Origin of the sequence: Streptomyces sp. NPDC005799, from assembly GCF_040630525.1 — a bacterium.
In the GTDB taxonomy this organism is placed as follows: domain Bacteria; phylum Actinomycetota; class Actinomycetes; order Streptomycetales; family Streptomycetaceae; genus Streptomyces; species Streptomyces griseorubiginosus_B.
On record NZ_JBEXXQ010000010.1, the window covers coordinates 197,406 to 212,392 of the forward strand.

Consider the following 14,987-nt stretch of genomic DNA (forward strand, 5'->3'; position numbering starts at 1 on the left):
GGAATTGCGGACAGGCACCCCACAGGAAAAGGCTCGCCACTTCCCTTCCGCGGTGTAACTTCTACCCGTCAGTAGGGGCTTGAACAAGGGTGGATCTGTGGCTGCCTCTCCGCGAACCGAGAAATTCGCCGCATACCTGCGGATGCTGAAAGAGCGCAGTGGCCGGGGATACGACCGCCTCGGCAAGGAGGCGGGCGTGAGCGGTTCCAGCCTGCACCGGTACTGCTCCGGCCTCAGCGTCCCGGCGGACTACCGGGTGGTGCACGCCTTCGCCAAGGTGTGCGGTGCGAGTGCGGAGGAGCTGCGCGAGCTGCATCGGTTGTGGGCTCTGGCGGACAGTGAACGGGACACGCCGGAGCCCACTGCCGAGGAGGAGACGCAGGCTGGTCCCGCACCGGAGGACGTCACGCCGCCGACGGCCACCCTCGATGAGGAGCCGCGACGGTCCTGGCTGCCCCGGCAGCTGTCACCCCGGCTCACGATCCTGGCTGCCGTGGTCGCGGTGATGCTGGTGGCCGGCTTCGTGTGGCTGCCCACCCAGGACTCCGCCGGTAACGCTCCCACCGGGGACAAGGTGCTGGACTCCCCGGGATGCGCGACGGTGAGCATGGGAGAGCACGACGAGTGCGTGCGCGAGGTGCAGAGCCTGCTGGTGCGGGCCAAGGGAAAGCTCGCCGTCGACAGTGACTTCGGGCCGGAGACGCTGCGCAGGGTGACCGCCTTCCAGGTGCTGGCGGGCGTGACGGCCAGGGGCGTGGTCGACGAGGACACCAAGAAGGCACTGTACGCGCAGAAGGTGAGCATGGTGACCTGGTCGCCGGACCGGGTGGCGAAGCGGATCCGGGAGGTGTTCGTCGAGGACCCCGGCACCGCCGTGGCCATCGCCCGCTGCGCCTCGTTCCTCGACCCCCTGTACGTCCTGCCCAACACCAACGGCAGCCGCAACTGGGGCGTCTTCCAGATATCCGACGCCCGCCTGCGCGACCTCGGCGGCACACCGCTGCGGGCGTTCGACCCGGACTGGAACATCAAGGCCGCCCACCGGCTGTGGGCCGTACGGCACGACTTCCACGACTGGCCCTCCTGCCAGGCGGCCCTCAAGAACACGCCGAAGAGCTGAAGCGTGGAGCTCCGGGCGCCGCCGCGGCGACACCCGGAGCTCCACTCCCCCGACAGCGGCGTCAGACCGTGCCGTCCTCCCACCACCAGTCACGGCCGAGGTCGGCCCGGCTGTCGACGTGCTGGTGGTCGGTGTTGTACGTCTCCAGCCCGGAGAACCCGCTGGTCTCCGCCTTCTGGTAGACGGTCTTGTTGGCCACGCCGGGCACGTCGAGGTCGGCCGCGGTGCCGTACAGGTGCATGCTGTCGCTGGCGCCGCCGATCTCTGCGTTGTGCGCGATGCTGCGGAAGCCGGAGTTGACGGTGATCGGCTTGTCGCCCAGCTTCTTGCGCAGCGCCTCCAGCTTGTACATGCAACGGCGGACGTTCTCCTTCACCTGCGAGGCGCTGAGCTTGCCGCCGTTGAAGGTGCCGTCCGACTGGTTGACGAACTCGCTCCAGTTGAAGTGGAGCGTCGAACCGTCCGACTGCTCCAGGGAGTTGAGCTTGGCCTGGGTGTTGGGCCCGACGCTGCCGTCGACGGAGAGGCCGTACGCGGCCTGGAACCGGCGCACGGCCGCCGCCGTACCGGGGCCGAAGTCGCCGTCGATGCTGACCCGGCTGTGGCTGGCGCTGTCCGCCGCCCAGCCGGCGACCCGGATCTGCAGCTCGGTCACGTCGGCGCCGCTGTCGCCCTGGTTGAGGGTGCGCGACCACGAATAGGCCTGCGCGGTGCCGGAGAACAGCAGCTGGCCGAACGCGACGCCGGCGCCGGCGGCCAGCGTGCCCCGCAGCATGGTGCGGCGGTTCATGGGACGGAAGGAGGAAGCCATGGTCGTCCTTTCGGGAACGTGAGCGGTGAGAGGCGAGCGGTCAGTAGGCGATCTGGAAGGTGACGTTCTGCGCGTCGATGTCGTAGGCGTGCACGCGCAGGACGAAGTGGGTGCCGTCCTTGACGTCGGTGGCGACGGTGGCCCACTCGGTGCCGTGCGTGGTGTACGCGTCGTCGTTGTTGCACTTGCTGGTGTGGTCGACGAACACCACACAGGCGTCCAGGAAGATGCCCTGAGGACCGTCCGTGAGGAGGCGCATGTTGATGTCGTTGCACCGCGAGGTCGTGGTGTAGGTGCCGTACTCCTTGGCGGCCGCCTGGTAGTGGTACGTCAGGGTCTTGGCCCCGCCGTAGCAGCTGGTGGCGGCAGCGGCCGAGGGCTGCGCCGAGGCGGGCGCGACGCCCGCCGCCAGCAGCGCGGCCGTGGTGAACAGGGCCGAGGCGAACGTCCTTGTGCTGATCATGGTGGTCTCCGTGGATGAGGGGGGTCAGTAGGCGATCTGCATGACGGCGTCGTCGCCCTCCAGGGGCACGCCGGCGGGCACCGTGAACTTGCTGTCGTCCAGGACGTCGGTGGCGATCGTCGTCCAGCTCCGGCCGACCCTGGTCCAGTGGTTGCAGGTGCCGTACTTCGCGAACTTCACGCAGGCGTTGACGTAGTCGGCGGTTCCGCCGATGACGCGCATGTTGATGTCGTTGCAGCGGCTCGTGGTCCAGTAGGGGCCGAACTCGAGTGCGTCGCCGTAGTGCACGGTGACCGCCCCGCCGTAGCAGGAGGTCGCCGTGGCGGCCGGAGCGGCCGAGGCGGAGGCGGTCGTCGGTGCGGTGAGGCCCAGGGCCATGAGCAGCGCGACCGGAAGCGCGCGTGCGAACCTGGTGGTCATAGGGGTTCTCCTGTCGCGGGCGGGGTCAGCGATTGGCCAGACGGTCCAGGTCGGCCTGGGTGCCGTTGAACACGTCCGCGGTCGCCGGTGCCTGGATGCCCGGGAACAGTGCGGCGTCGGTGTACTGCCACATGGCCCAGGTCGTGGAGCCGTTCGGCAGCGGCGGCTGGGTGATCGACTGGCGGTAGTCCGCGAGTTGCATCGGGTAGCGGGCGAAGGCGGTCGTCGAGCCCAGGCAGTCGTCCAGGAAGGACTTCTGGGTGTAGATGATCGGAGTGCGGCCGAAGGCGGCCTCGACCCGGTCGAGCCATGCCTTGATGTCGGCGACCGTGCCGTAGACGGGGCAGCGTCCGCTGCCGTCGTCCATGCGTTCCAGGTCGAAGATCGGGGGCAGGTCGCCCGCCCGCTGCCCGGTGTAGCCGGTCGCGCGTACGGCGGCGATGAACCGGTCGGCCTGCGCGGCACCCGTGTCCGGCGAACTGCCCGTGTAGAAGTGGTACGGCGCGACGGCCAGCCCCGCCGCCCGGGCCGCCGGAAGGTCGGTGGCGAGGTACTCGTCGGTGACGTTCATGCCCCGGGTCGCCTTGACCGTCGCGAACTCGACCCCCGAGGCCCGTACGGCCTTCCAGTCGATCGGCGCACCGCCCGGGTGCTGGTACTTGGCCGTGTCCAGGCCGTCGATCGAGTATCCGGCCGGGCGCGGGGGAGTGCAGTAGGTGTTACGGCTGGACCAGTCCACCAGCCTGGCCCAGGTGTTGGGGCCCACGACGCCGTCGGCACTGAGGCCGGCGCAGTGCTGGAGCTCGATGACGCGGCCCTCGGTCCCGCCCCCGAAGTCGCCGTCGATGGTCAGCGGCGGGTAGTGGAACGGCTCCATGGCCAGGTTCAGCCGGCACTGCAGCTCCTTGACCTCGACGCCGTTCGCGCCCTTGCGCAGCGTCGGCCGCGTGTCGGTGTGCCCGCACACGGTCGCCTGCGCCGTGCTCGACGTGCCCTGGGTGGCGCAGGTGTGCGGCCCGGCGGACCAGGTGTTCAGCGCCGCCCAGGTCTGCGGACCGAGGACACCGTCCACGCCCAGCCCGGCACACCGCTGGAACTCCTTGACCCGCGTCTCCGTCGCCGGCCCGAACGAGCCGTCCGCCGCGATCGGCGTGTACCGGCTCGGTTTCGTCGCCAGGTTGAGCTCGCACTGCGCCTCGACCGCCGCGTCCCCCGTCGATCCCCGCTGCAGTGTGGGCTGTTCGCTCGTGTGCCCGCAGACCGCGACCGCGGTGGCGGCGGACCCTGCCGCCTGCACGACCGCGGAGCCGCACAGGGGCAGGACCGCTGCCACGGCGAGGGTCAGACCCCGCAGAAGCGTCCTTCGTCCCATCTGGTGTTCCCCCTCTGATGAGTGGCCGGGAGCCCCCGGCGCGGATCATGCTGGCAGCGCCCGTCCCCAACGAGACCCCGTCACCCCCGGATTGGGACGCCGGGATGGTCTCAGGGGTGTGAGCTGCGAAGACGGGTCCGTGGTGGGACGAATGTGGGACGCCGACGGTGACAAACGACGCCGGGGTTCCGTCACGATCGGTCACCCGCGCTGACAGAAATGGTCCAGCGGGTTCCGTCGAGCGACAGAAGATGTGTCTTCTCTGTGCAAGCGGGAGCTGGAGGGGTACCTGCGACTGGCGGCCGGTCGGCGGCCGTGTCCGGCGGTGCTGGTTCTGTGAGGCAGGGGGAGATCGAGGTGGGGTTGCGTGAGGCGCACGGTGCCCGGCCGTCCGGGCGCTTCGCCCGGATTCTGGCGGACCGTTACCGTGTGGACGCGCTGATCGGCTCGGGAGGCGCGGCGGACGTCCACCGGGGGTTCGACCTGCGGTTGCGGCGACCGGTGGCGGTCAAGATCTTTCGTGCCGGCACCGGCTTCGACACGGAGGAGGACTTCCGCAGCGAGGCGGTCATCCTGGCCCGGCTGCACCATCCGGGGCTGGTGACGGCGTACGACGCCGGACGTCACGACGGCGAGGCGTTCCTGGTCATGCAACTCGTCGACGGACCCACCCTGAAAGCCCGCCTCGCAAAGAGCCCCCTGTCGAGTGAGGTGACCGCAGCGCTCGGTGCCCAGCTCGCCGACGCCCTCGCGCACGCCCATGAAGAGGGGATCATCCACCGGGACGTCAAACCGTCCAACATCCTTCTGGACGCCTCAGGCCGACCTCATTTGACCGACTTCGGGATCTCCCGGCGTCTGGACGCCACCACCCGGACCGCCACCGGCACCCTGGTCGGCACGGCGGCCTATCTGTCCCCCGAGCAGGTACTCGGCCGGCCCGTGGGTCGCCCCGCCGACATCTACGCGCTCGGCCTGGTCCTCCTCGAATGCCTCACCGGCAGGCTCGAATACGACGGCACGCCCCTGGAGGCGGCCATAGCCCGGGTGCATCGCCCGCCCGCCCTCCCGGACTTCCTGCCCGCCGAACTGGCCACCCTGCTGCGTCAGATGACCGCCCTGGACGAAGAGACCCGCCCCACGGCACACGACTGCGCCCGAACCCTGGCTCAGCTGGCTGCGGTGACGCACGCCGCGGAGCGGACCGCGTGCCCGGCCGTGAGCAGCGTCGTGCCCGCGGCCGCGGAGTACGCGGACGCCGGGGATACCCACCACGGCCTCCTGCCCGACGCGAAGGGGCTTGGTCTCTCCTGGGCGGCACTGCGGCCCGCCTTCGCTCGCAGCCGCCTCAGGATGTGCGGATCCGCGGCCGCACTGGCCGCCGTCGTCACCGCGGGTCTCGTCGTCACCGAAGGCTTCTCGCAGCACGGCGCCACCGGCGAAGCGGCTCCGTCGGCCAGCAGTCCGGCCGTGCCGTCATCCCCCGGCGCTCCCACAGGCGATGACCACAGCTCCGCCACACCGACGCGCTCGTCGACCCCGTCCACCTCGGCCCACCCGATCCGGGACGCGGCTCCGGGCGGCGGCGCTCACCCCTCGTCGGATGGCGGCCCGGGCCGGCATCCGGGCGACCGCGCCGCTTCGGCATCCGGGAAGGGCACACCGGCCGATGCCACGGCACGGGGCAAGAAGAACTCCCCGAGTGATCTGCCCGGGCAGGCCAAAGGAGGGAAGGACAAGAAGGACAACAGCGCACATGGGGATCGCTAGTGGGCCGTCCCCGTCCTCGGGTGCTCGCGATCCTGAGCGTCGGGGTCGCGCAGGCCGACCGCGTCATGCCGCCAGAACGGCTCGGCGTAGACCAGCGTCCCCGTCATCCATGGCTCATGCTCCGGGAACCTGATGACCTGAAAGGCAGCGTCCGGTATGCGCAGGGACGGCTTTCGGAAGCCCAGACCACCGCCGGGCACGAATCCGAAACGCGAGTAGTAGCCCGGGTCGCCCTCCAGGAAGACGAGAGGAACGGCCCGTTCGGCGAGGATCTCCAGTCCGTGCCGGACCAGGGCCGAGCCGATACCGCGCTTGTGGAACTCCGGGATGACGGCCAGCGGGCTGAGGACGTGCACGTCCACCAGCCGACGAGGGGCATCGAGAAGACTGCGGGTGAACATCACGTGCCCGACGACCTGTCCGCCCTCCACGGCGACCAGTGAGAGACCGTCCTCGGGCGTGACGGTGCTCCGCAGGGTGTCGACCAGGTCGGCCACGACGAGGCCATGGTCACCGAACGCCCGCAGGTGAACGTTCCGTACGGCCGGTGTGTCGGTGGGACGTTCTGCGCGAAGATCCATGCCCGCAGGGTAAAGGCCCCTCGGGGCGGCTCGCACACGGTTTTGGAGCAGGAAGGACACGCGGCCCGACGCCTTCCGTCGGGCCGCCCGTCGGTCAGGCGTAGTAGTGGATCGTGCCGTGCAGAGCGGGTCCGCCGCCCTCACAGTGCTGTACGAACGTGGCGGCGAACGCCTTGATGACTCCGTCGTCGCCACGGGCGAGCTTGGTGATCGTGAACTCTCCCGTGACGGTGTTGCAGCCGCGTCCGTTGCCATACACGTCGAGTCCTGCCACGGAGGGGGCGTGGCTGCGCTGCGCCTGGTAGGTCCGTCCGGCCACGAACTGTTCGCCGTCGGGCGGGGTCAGCTCCGCGGTCCAGTACTCCCGCTTGCCGGAGACGCCGTAGCGGACGCCGTCGCCATAGCCGCTGAGCGAGAAGGTGCTGGTGGCGCCCCGATGTGTCTGGCTGGTGCCCTGGCCTATGTAGTCGCCGGCATCGCTGGTGTAGGCGTAGGAGAGCGGGTGGGCACGGTACTTGAGGACGCCCTTGAGGGCGGGGGCGTCAGCGTTCTCGCAGTGCTGGGTGTACGTGGCGTCCAGGACCGTGATCGCCCCGGACGCGTCCGTCTCGATCTGGTTGACCGAGAACTGCCCGTAGACCTCGTTGCAGCCGCGGCCGTCTCCGGAGACGTCGAGCCCGGGTGACCGTCCGGTACGGAACGGGGCGCGCTCCGCGTTGCGGTAGACGCCCGGGTGCAGTTGCTCTCCGGTGGGCGCCGCGAGGTCGACGTCCCACCATTCGTCGGCGGTGCTCACCCTGAACCGCACGTAGCCGGCATCGCCGTCCGCGCTGACGGTGGCCGTGGACGGTGTGTAGGTCGCGCTGCCGCCCTGGCCGATGTAGTCGCCGGACTGGCTGGTGAAGCTGTACTTGGTCACGGCCGCCGGCGTACCGGCGGCGGCCGACGCCGACCCGGCCACGCCGACACTGAGACCGACCGCCACGGCCAGGCTCACTAACGCGCCCAGCAGCGACCGCGGAGAAACCGCGCGTCTGCGCACAGTCATGTTCCCCTCCTCGACACGGGCACCCCCCTTGAGTGCCCACGCCCCGGTTATAACAGGGCCAACTGACATCGATGTCTCAACAGCCCTCCCGGGACATGGCGACCACGCCGCGCCCGGCCATCTCCTGTGGGCTGGGCCGTGGCCGTCGTGGCGGGGAGTCCGGCGTTCGGGAGGGCCGAGGTGGGTTCGGGAAGCAGGCGGGCTCGGCGTTCCGCGGCGGGGCGGGATGGGTCTGCCGGTGGACCACCACCTGGCCCACGACGACCACACCCAGCAGGACGATCACCACGAACGGCGCGAGCCGGTCGAGGGGGCGCACGACCGGCGACTGGACCGCGTTCGCGGCAGGGCTTCCCCCCAGGCGCTAGGTGGCGCCCCACCAGATACCTCTCGAAACCGAACAAGCCGACAAACCGTCACGCCACCGAGTGGCCGAACTACGGGGCGGACAGGGGCCGTTGAGTCGCTCCCCGGGAGCGTTTCGAACACGACGGCCTTGACGGCCATGACGGAAATCACCCGTGCGCCGACAAGGCGCTCAGGCACCGTCGATGGTGATCTCGTCGGACAAGTACATCGCCCCTGTCGAAGGACCCGGCCTCATCCGATGGGGCCATAGCGGAGCGAAGACGTACCGCCTGCGTACGCGGGCGCGTTGCCTCCAGCATGGACCCCACCGTGAGCACCGGGCTCCTCGTCCCCGAGGACGAGGAACAGCGGACGTCGTACGGCACGTGCCTCGCGGCGCCGCAGGAGGATCCGCCCATCTACGCCGCGCTGATCAGGGAGTGGCGGGCTCGCGGTCGCATGGTACCGGGGGCTCGTGATTCCCAGCGGACGCTGCTCACGGCCATCAGTCCCGCGATCACGGTGCACCATCCGGGCCCGGCGCGTGCGGCGCGCTGGGAACGCGTCGCCGAGCTGCGCGTGGAGCAAGCCCGCTGATCATTTGCCCGCACGCGGACGCAGCCTCACAGCGGCGCGTTCACGGCCTCGCGGTGTCCGGCGTGCTGCTCCGCGGGCGACCGACGGCCGCGTCGACGGCCGCGTCGACGGCCGGAAAACCGCCGTCGGGGGTCGGCGCCCCGCACGTGGGGCACCGTCGTGTCCACCGGGCCTGCGAGGAGAGCCGGCCCAGGGCCAGCTGCAGGGCCAGTTCCACGGCGGCCGGCACGAACAGCGCGCCGCTCCCGTTCGGCGGAATCACCCAGCGCAGACGTCCGACGGCGCGGTACGGCGCCGGGACCGCCACCCACGCGCCCTTGCCCGAGTAGCGGATGCCCGAACCGATCCAGCGGCCCGTGGGATCGGGCGGCAGGAAGAACGCCACCCGGCGGGCACACACGTCCGCGAGCGCGGGACCGGGTGGCTGCGGGATGCCCAGCAGGGCGTCCAGGGCGGGCATGGCCAGTTCCTCGGGCACGCTGAGCACGTCCCAGAACCGGCCGCACGCGAGCACCGCGATACCCGACTCGCTGTGCCACTGCCGCTTGCACTCGCGTGGGTCGTTCGCAGCGGCCGCGAGCCACTCGGTGGCCTGCCGCATGGCGGTCTGCATGGTGTCCTCCGGCTTCCCGTTGCCCGCGCAAGCGGACAGACTCCTCCCGCACAGCCGGGACGGCCAGGCCCGGCATATTCATGCTGGTAGATGTTTCCACCTGGCGGAAGGGGTGGCGGACCCTGGCGAATCACTCGCCGGTGTGCGCTGCCGGAGCACGGCGGAACGCAACCCTCCAAAGGCCGGTGTTTTCCGGGCCCGTCAGGGGTGGGCCGGATCCGTTCCGGTCAGCGAGCGTGCGTCCGTGTCCAGCAGTTGGTGACCCATGGCCGTCGCGGAATGCCGTACGAACTGGCCCGCCCGTTGGCTCGCCACCAGTCCTCCGTCCCGCAGGACGGCGAGCTGGTAGCTGGCGCTGGGAAGGGCGATGCCCACCGCTTCGGCCACTTCGGAGGTCGTGCGGGTGCGGCCGCGTGCCACCTGGGCCAGCACGGAGGCCCGGGTACGGCCCAACAGGCGCTCCAGGCCGCCACCGTTGAGGGCGACCGTGTCGAACGGCCGGGCGGTGAGCGGAAGGACGAGCAGCGGGCCGAGGGTGGGGTCGGCGAGCGCGGTGGGCCTGCGCCAGCAGAAGTAGGAAGGGAGCAGCAGCAGACCTCGGCCGTCCAGATGAAGGTCCCGGTCGGCGGGATAGTCCACCTCCAGAACCGGTGGGTTCCACCGGGCGAACGGCCGCAGACTCTCCAGCAGAGCACGGACTCCGCCGTCGAGGAGGGTGCGGGCCCGCAGATCGACCTCGGCGTGCACGGCTCGGCGAACCAGGCCCCACCGCGGTTCGAGCAGGGTCTTGGAAGAGACCTCCAACGCCCTGACCAGGGAACCCATGCTTCGGTCCCCCGGCCTGCCGAGGGTCGTCGTCCACGCCGGGAGCGGGCGGGAACCGCCGAGAATGGCCAACTCCTGTTGCAGCCGGGCGCGGGGTGTGGCCCGCACCTGTTCCAAGGCTGCGGGCAGACCCTCGTCCGAGACGGACGGGGTGAGGAAGTCGGGGATGTAGCCGACGGGCGGGACGAGCGTCCCCAGCAGATGCAGGGCGCGGCGCGCCTCCAGATCGCGGGCCGTCCGCTGCAGGACACCGCGGCGCCACGCGCCGAACTCGAGCGGCCCCTGACGGGTGACCAGTCGGCAGGCGGCGCAGACGAGTTCCCACAGCGGATCGGGGCGACGGGCCACGCGGATGCTCTGTAAGTCGAGGGACGTGAAGTGGATGCGGAGCATGCAGGCCTCATTTCATGGTGGTGGGGGGTTGGTCGAGGCGATGCGTGATACGGGTCCATCAAGGGGGACGAGTGGCCGGTGCCCTTGGTTGACCGCGGCGCCGCCTTGTTCGGAACCTCTGGTTCCGGTCCGGGTGGTGGGCGGCGGTCGAGCGTTCCTTCCCTGCAGCGATCGCGGCTGCATACTGCCTGTCAGGCCCATTCTCCGAGGAGCGCCTCATGCCCGCAGCCTTCCGGCTACTGACCACCGGATACGCCGACACGCGCGTGGCCGGCACGGTCAGCCTGCTCGTCGACGGCGCGACCGTCGTGGTCGTCGATCCCGGCATGGTCGCCGACCGCCGGCTTATCCTGGATCCGCTGAGGGACCACGGACTGAGCCCCGAGGACGTCACCGACGTCGTCTTCAGCCACCACCACCCGGACCACACGCTGAACGCCGCCCTGTTTCCGGCGGCCCGCTTCCACGACCACATGGCCATCTACCGCGATGACATCTGGGAGGACCGGGACGCGGACGGTTACCACCTCTCCCCGTCGATCAAGCTCATGACGACGCCCGGACACACCCCGCAGGACATCAGCACCGTCGTCACGACCGACGAGGGCCTCGTGGTCCTGACCCATCTGTGGTGGACCGCCGAGGGCCCGGCGGACGATCCCTTCGCCCCGGACCGCGAGCAGTTGCGGGCTGCCAGGCAGAAGGTCCTCGCCCTCGGCCCGGCGCTGATCGTGCCGGGGCACGGGGCACCGTTCACGCCGTCGGCGTCGACACCCGTCTGAGCAGCCGGCGCAGCCACCGGTCGCCGGTCTCGCGGTACGCCGCTCATCGGCCCCATCTCGCCAGTTCCGTGCCGTCGGCGGCGAGGACGCGGAAGGTGGGGCCCCCGGTGAGCAGACCGGCCTCGGCGCTGCCGTGCCGCTGTGCGCCGACGGCGTAGGCCGTGACGTAGGCGGGACGTCCGGCCAGCCGCACGATGGGGAGAGTGCGGGCCAGGACGTGGAGCTCGTCTGCGGTTTCACCCACGAGGAGTTCCGGGGTCAGGGTGCGCCGCCCCCGCCGGACGTCGACCTTGCGATCGTGGCGGAGGCAATCGGGCTGGAGAAGCAGTCGGCCGACGACTACCGCCGGGCCCATCCCCACCTGCGACTTCGCCTGGCAGGGCCCCACCCTGGGGGCCGCCCACGGGGTCGACGTCCCGTTCGTCTTCGGCACGACGGCGACTCGCCCGGCGGCCCGCCTGGTGGGCTCCCCGCCGCCCACCGAATGCGCGGCACTGTCCGAACACATCCGGACGGCGTGGACGTCCTTCGCCGCCACCGGCGATCCAGGTTGGCCCCGCTTCACCCCCGACAGCCCCACCACCCGGGTCTGGGACGCGCCGCCCAGCGACGTGCGGTACCCGCCCCCGGCGGGCTTGCCCTGGAGTGCGCTCCAAGTCGTAGCGTCGAAGACACAGCGGCGCACGAGGCCGGTGTCGGCGGGCGGTCTCACCGGGGCGCCGTCTCGTGTCCTTGAACCACGCACGAACGAGTGCAGGAAAGGCTGGACCACGGCATGCAGAAGCGCAGTCTGCGGGAATTGCAGGTATCGGCGATCGGCCTGGGATGCATGGGCATGTCCGCCTTCTACGGGTCCGCCGACCAGGAGGAGGGGATCGCGACCATCCGACGCGCCCTCGATCTGGGGGTGACCTTCCTCGACACGGCGCAGATGTACGGGCCGCTCACCAACGAGTCCCTGGTCGGCGAGGCCATCCGGGGGCACCGTGACGAGTACGTGCTCGCGACGAAGTTCAACTACCGCATGGACGACGCCGTACCGGGCGACATCAGCACGGTCGGTCCGCAGGACGGCTCGGCCGAGCACGTCCGCAGTTCGGTCCACGGCTCCCTGAAGCGGCTCGGGACCGACCACATCGACCTGTACTACCAGCACCGGGTCGACCCGAACGTGCCCATCGAGGAGACGGTCGGCGCGCTCGGCGAACTGGTGGCCGAGGGCAAGGTGCGCTTCATCGGGCTGAGCGAGGCGAGCGCGCAGACCATCCGGCGGGCCCACGCCGTGCACCCGGTCACCGCCGTGCAGAGCGAGTACTCGCTGTGGTCGCGGGACGTGGAGGCCGATGTGCTGCCCGCCTGCCGCGAGCTGGGCATCGGCTTCGTACCGTACTCGCCGCTCGGACGCGGGTTCCTCGCCGGGCGGTTCACCTCGCCGGACGATCTGGACGTCAACGACTGGCGCCGCCAGAACCCCCGCTTCCAGGACGCCAACCTGGAGGCGAACCTGCGGCTGGCGGCCAAGGTGAAGGAGATCGCCGCCGAGAAGGACGTCACACCGGCCCAGCTCGCCATCGCCTGGGTGCTGGCCCAGGGTGAGGACCTGGTGCCGATCCCGGGCACCAAGCGGCGCACCTATCTGGAGCAGAACGCCGCCGCGGTCGACATCGCCCTGACCAAGGACGACCTGGCTCGTATCGAGGCGGAGCTGCCCGAGGTGGCGGGAGAGCGGTACGACGAGGCGGGGATGCGGTCCGTCAACCGCTGACCCGTGGACCGCGGGCGCCAGTTGGATGTCCGAACCGGGCGCGGTGGGAGGTCCTTGCGGCTGGAGTCGAGGTGGGGGAGCCTCTCGTGCCGTGTGCCGCAAGGACCTCCGGCGCGCGGTTTCCGCGGCGGGGGGGAGTGCCGCGAAACCGCGCGTGAGGTGACCGGCTCCGTCACCAGGGGGGAGGTGCGGTCGCCGTGCCACTCGTCACGCGCATGCCCCGCTTTCGGATTCCTAACCCGACCGAATGGGGGAACAGTTGAATTGTGACCGGGGCCACTTCCGCCTTCGCCCCACCAGGTGCCCTGGCGTCCTCAGCGCTCAGCGATCCGGATGACCTCGGCACCACCCCGGCGCGGTACGTCGAGTCGATCCGGTTCGGCATTTCGTCACCGCACGGCGTCCCGAGCAGCGGGCCCAGTAGTTCGCAGCAAAACGGCTGTGAGCAGGCGAAGTTGCGGGAAGAATGGCCGTCATGACCCACGAAGGCTCCTCCATCGACCCGACCAAGCCCAGCATCGCCCGCGTCTACGACTACCTGTTGGGCGGCAAGGACAACTACGCCGTGGACCGGGAGATCGGCGACGTGTTCAAGCGCGACCTGCCCGGCTCGGTGGCCATCGCCTTCGCCAACCGCGCGGCCCTGACCCGGGCGGTCAGGGAGATCGCGCAGACCACGGACGTACGGCAGTTCATCGACCTGGGCAGTGGCCTGCCGACCGCCGACAACGTCCACCAGGTCGCCCAGCGCAACGCCCCCGAGTCCCGGGTCGTGTACGTCGACATCGACCCCCAGGTGCTCGTCCACGGCCGCGCACTGCTGGAGAACAACGAACGGACCCGCGTCGTCGCGGTCGACGTGCGCGACCCCGAAGGCATCCGCACCCACCCCGACACCCTGGAACTGATCGACTTCAACCGACCCGTCGCCGTCATCCTCAGCGCCATCCTCCACCATGTGAACGACGACGAGGACCCGGCCGGCATCGTCCGCTACTGGCGCGAACAGGTGCCCTCGGGAAGCTACTTCTTCGTCAGCCACTTCCGTTCCGGCAACAACGCGGAGACCCTCGAGGCCGAGAAGGTCCTCCAGCAGACCTTCGGCCGGGGCCGCTGGCGCACCGACGAGGAGATCGCAGCTCTGCTGGACGGCCTGGAGATCCTCGATCCCGGGATCGTTCCCGCGTCCCTGTGGCGTCCCGACGAGCACGACAGCCAGTGGAACGGTGACGGCCAACGCGAACTCACGGTCTGGGAACACCTCATCGCGGCGGGACTGGCCCGCAAGGCCTAGCGGTGATCGCCGGACGTGATGCCGTCACCCGATCCAACGGGCGGCGGCCTCGTAAGTGGTGGCCGGGGCGCTGTTGAAGGCGATGGCCGCATCGGGTGCGTGCCGCCGGACCAGGTTGACCACCTGCTCGAGGAGTTCGGCCTGATCGTCCGAGTGCCGGAGGCCACCGCCGAGGACGACACATTCCCACCGACGGGCTCGCAGCGCGTTCGCGACGACCGCGGTCACGTCGTCACTTCCGTCAAGGCCGACCAGGCACGTCTCCACGCCCACACCGTGTTCGGCGAACTTGGCAAGTCCCCCCTCGATCGCCTTGGCCACTGGTTCGGGATCCCACGGCCCCGGCACTCGGTAGGGATCAAGGCCGATGACGAGGACGCGGGGTTCAGCCGTGGTGTCCATGTCCGGACGATACTCGCTTCACCGCTGCCGACGAGACCGCGAGTGTTCCGGGCGGGGGACGCGGCGGCCCATGACTTCCGCGTCGAGCAGGGTGGTCACGTACGTGTGTCCCGGTCGGTGGACACCGCGCGTTTCGCCGGGGGCCGCCAGCCGCCGGTGACTTCCTTGACCGGCTTGTGGGGGAAGCGGCGGCGGGCCGGTTTTCCTGTGTAAGCCCTGGGTGTCCTCGCCTCTCGGGCGGGGCGGGCTGGGCGGGCTCCGGAGCTCGTGCACCGGGCGGGCGTCCCCGTCAGCGCATGCCCGCCGCATCGAGCAGCGTGGTCACCGTGGGGACGACGAGCCCTGCCGCAGTGTCGGCCTTGATTCCCGCGCGGGCGCTGGCG

At 70.5% G+C, this 14,987-nt stretch carries 17 protein-coding genes and 1 pseudogene; 6 read left to right on the forward strand and 12 right to left on the reverse strand.

Going from position 1 to position 14,987, the window contains the following annotated elements:
* Nucleotides 1-97 precede the first annotated feature (97 nt).
* Nucleotides 98-1,120: a helix-turn-helix domain-containing protein gene (locus ABZ453_RS12830; protein WP_359014408.1), complete on the forward strand. Its 1,023-nt coding sequence runs from the start codon at nucleotides 98-100 to the stop codon at nucleotides 1,118-1,120.
* Between the two features lie 61 nt (nucleotides 1,121-1,181).
* Here the strand turns inward: ABZ453_RS12830 and ABZ453_RS12835 are convergent, their stop codons facing one another.
* The 4 genes from ABZ453_RS12835 to ABZ453_RS12850 are packed head-to-tail and all read right to left on the reverse strand — an operon-like array spanning nucleotide 1,182 to nucleotide 4,186.
* On the reverse strand, nucleotides 1,182-1,931 hold the full coding sequence (locus ABZ453_RS12835; protein ID WP_359014410.1) for a D-Ala-D-Ala carboxypeptidase family metallohydrolase: 750 nt from the start codon (nucleotides 1,929-1,931) through the stop codon (nucleotides 1,182-1,184).
* 40 nt (nucleotides 1,932-1,971) lie between these two features.
* Nucleotides 1,972-2,394 (reverse strand): hypothetical protein, encoded by a 423-nt coding sequence (locus ABZ453_RS12840; protein ID WP_359014412.1) that lies wholly within the window; start codon nucleotides 2,392-2,394, stop codon nucleotides 1,972-1,974.
* Nucleotides 2,395-2,418: 24 nt separating this feature from the next.
* Nucleotides 2,419-2,814, reverse strand: coding sequence for a hypothetical protein (locus ABZ453_RS12845; protein ID WP_359014414.1), 396 nt, complete (start codon nucleotides 2,812-2,814; stop codon nucleotides 2,419-2,421).
* 25 nt (nucleotides 2,815-2,839) lie between these two features.
* Nucleotides 2,840-4,186 carry a GH25 family lysozyme gene (locus ABZ453_RS12850; RefSeq protein ID WP_359014416.1) on the reverse strand — a complete coding sequence of 449 codons (1,347 nt, stop codon included), beginning with the start codon at nucleotides 4,184-4,186 and terminating at the stop codon, nucleotides 2,840-2,842.
* 336 nt (nucleotides 4,187-4,522) lie between these two features.
* Here ABZ453_RS12850 and ABZ453_RS12855 point away from each other — a divergent pair, with 336 nt between their 5' ends.
* Nucleotides 4,523-5,956, forward strand: coding sequence for a serine/threonine-protein kinase (locus tag ABZ453_RS12855; protein ID WP_359014418.1), 1,434 nt, complete (start codon nucleotides 4,523-4,525; stop codon nucleotides 5,954-5,956).
* Here ABZ453_RS12855 and ABZ453_RS12860 read toward each other — a convergent pair.
* The 3 genes from ABZ453_RS12860 to ABZ453_RS12870 form a co-directional block, all read right to left on the reverse strand.
* Nucleotides 5,953-6,537 carry an N-acetyltransferase gene (locus ABZ453_RS12860; protein WP_359014420.1) on the reverse strand — a complete coding sequence of 195 codons (585 nt, stop codon included), beginning with the start codon at nucleotides 6,535-6,537 and terminating at the stop codon, nucleotides 5,953-5,955. The genes ABZ453_RS12855 and ABZ453_RS12860 overlap by 4 nt on opposite strands.
* A gap of 94 nt (nucleotides 6,538-6,631) precedes the next feature.
* Nucleotides 6,632-7,585 (reverse strand): hypothetical protein, encoded by a 954-nt coding sequence (locus ABZ453_RS12865; protein ID WP_359014422.1) that lies wholly within the window; start codon nucleotides 7,583-7,585, stop codon nucleotides 6,632-6,634.
* Nucleotides 7,586-7,661: 76 nt separating this feature from the next.
* Nucleotides 7,662-7,904, reverse strand: a complete 243-nt coding sequence (locus ABZ453_RS12870; RefSeq protein ID WP_359014424.1) for a hypothetical protein — start codon at nucleotides 7,902-7,904, stop codon at nucleotides 7,662-7,664.
* Between the two features lie 359 nt (nucleotides 7,905-8,263).
* Between ABZ453_RS12870 and ABZ453_RS12875 the strand changes: the two genes are divergently transcribed.
* Nucleotides 8,264-8,530, forward strand: coding sequence for a hypothetical protein (locus ABZ453_RS12875; RefSeq protein WP_359014427.1), 267 nt, complete (start codon nucleotides 8,264-8,266; stop codon nucleotides 8,528-8,530).
* A 40-nt stretch (nucleotides 8,531-8,570) separates the two neighbouring features.
* On the opposite strand, the gene ABZ453_RS12880 is transcribed toward ABZ453_RS12875, so the two are convergent.
* On the reverse strand, nucleotides 8,571-9,143 hold the full coding sequence (locus ABZ453_RS12880) for a hypothetical protein (protein ID WP_359014429.1): 573 nt from the start codon (nucleotides 9,141-9,143) through the stop codon (nucleotides 8,571-8,573).
* 201 nt (nucleotides 9,144-9,344) lie between these two features.
* Nucleotides 9,345-10,361 carry a winged helix-turn-helix domain-containing protein gene (locus ABZ453_RS12885; RefSeq protein ID WP_359014431.1) on the reverse strand — a complete coding sequence of 339 codons (1,017 nt, stop codon included), beginning with the start codon at nucleotides 10,359-10,361 and terminating at the stop codon, nucleotides 9,345-9,347.
* Between the two features lie 218 nt (nucleotides 10,362-10,579).
* Here ABZ453_RS12885 and ABZ453_RS12890 point away from each other — a divergent pair, with 218 nt between their 5' ends.
* A complete protein-coding gene (locus ABZ453_RS12890) occupies nucleotides 10,580-11,143 on the forward strand; it encodes an MBL fold metallo-hydrolase (protein ID WP_359014433.1) in 564 nt (187 codons plus the stop codon).
* A 43-nt stretch (nucleotides 11,144-11,186) separates the two neighbouring features.
* On the opposite strand, the gene ABZ453_RS12895 is transcribed toward ABZ453_RS12890, so the two are convergent.
* A complete protein-coding gene (locus ABZ453_RS12895; RefSeq protein WP_359014435.1) occupies nucleotides 11,187-11,855 on the reverse strand; it encodes a hypothetical protein in 669 nt (222 codons plus the stop codon).
* Nucleotides 11,856-11,918: 63 nt separating this feature from the next.
* Between ABZ453_RS12895 and ABZ453_RS12900 the strand changes: the two genes are divergently transcribed.
* Nucleotides 11,919-12,908: an aldo/keto reductase gene (locus ABZ453_RS12900; protein ID WP_359014437.1), complete on the forward strand. Its 990-nt coding sequence runs from the start codon at nucleotides 11,919-11,921 to the stop codon at nucleotides 12,906-12,908.
* Nucleotides 12,909-13,383: 475 nt separating this feature from the next.
* Nucleotides 13,384-14,202 (forward strand): SAM-dependent methyltransferase, encoded by an 819-nt coding sequence (locus tag ABZ453_RS12905; RefSeq protein ID WP_359014439.1) that lies wholly within the window; start codon nucleotides 13,384-13,386, stop codon nucleotides 14,200-14,202.
* Nucleotides 14,203-14,226: 24 nt separating this feature from the next.
* On the opposite strand, the gene ABZ453_RS12910 is transcribed toward ABZ453_RS12905, so the two are convergent.
* Together ABZ453_RS12910 and ABZ453_RS12915 are read right to left on the reverse strand one after the other, a co-directional pair.
* Nucleotides 14,227-14,604 carry a hypothetical protein gene (locus ABZ453_RS12910; RefSeq protein ID WP_359014441.1) on the reverse strand — a complete coding sequence of 126 codons (378 nt, stop codon included), beginning with the start codon at nucleotides 14,602-14,604 and terminating at the stop codon, nucleotides 14,227-14,229.
* Nucleotides 14,605-14,893: 289 nt separating this feature from the next.
* Nucleotides 14,894-14,987, reverse strand: a pseudogene (locus ABZ453_RS12915) (TetR/AcrR family transcriptional regulator); the annotation flags it as partial.

Coding starts and splice junctions, on each gene's coding strand:
- ABZ453_RS12835 (WP_359014410.1), bottom strand. CDS start 1,931: ATGGCTTCCTCCTTCCGTCCCATGAACCGCCGCACCATGCTGCGGGGC.
- ABZ453_RS12845 (WP_359014414.1), bottom strand. CDS start 2,814: ATGACCACCAGGTTCGCACGCGCGCTTCCGGTCGCGCTGCTCATGGCC.
- ABZ453_RS12905 (WP_359014439.1), top strand. CDS start 13,384: ATGACCCACGAAGGCTCCTCCATCGACCCGACCAAGCCCAGCATCGCC.
- ABZ453_RS12850 (WP_359014416.1), bottom strand. CDS start 4,186: ATGGGACGAAGGACGCTTCTGCGGGGTCTGACCCTCGCCGTGGCAGCG.
- ABZ453_RS12900 (WP_359014437.1), top strand. CDS start 11,919: ATGCAGAAGCGCAGTCTGCGGGAATTGCAGGTATCGGCGATCGGCCTG.
- ABZ453_RS12840 (WP_359014412.1), bottom strand. CDS start 2,394: ATGATCAGCACAAGGACGTTCGCCTCGGCCCTGTTCACCACGGCCGCG.
- ABZ453_RS12885 (WP_359014431.1), bottom strand. CDS start 10,361: ATGCTCCGCATCCACTTCACGTCCCTCGACTTACAGAGCATCCGCGTG.
- ABZ453_RS12860 (WP_359014420.1), bottom strand. CDS start 6,537: ATGGATCTTCGCGCAGAACGTCCCACCGACACACCGGCCGTACGGAAC.
- ABZ453_RS12865 (WP_359014422.1), bottom strand. CDS start 7,585: ATGACTGTGCGCAGACGCGCGGTTTCTCCGCGGTCGCTGCTGGGCGCG.
- ABZ453_RS12910 (WP_359014441.1), bottom strand. CDS start 14,604: ATGGACACCACGGCTGAACCCCGCGTCCTCGTCATCGGCCTTGATCCC.
- ABZ453_RS12880 (WP_359014429.1), bottom strand. CDS start 9,143: ATGCAGACCGCCATGCGGCAGGCCACCGAGTGGCTCGCGGCCGCTGCG.
- ABZ453_RS12890 (WP_359014433.1), top strand. CDS start 10,580: ATGCCCGCAGCCTTCCGGCTACTGACCACCGGATACGCCGACACGCGC.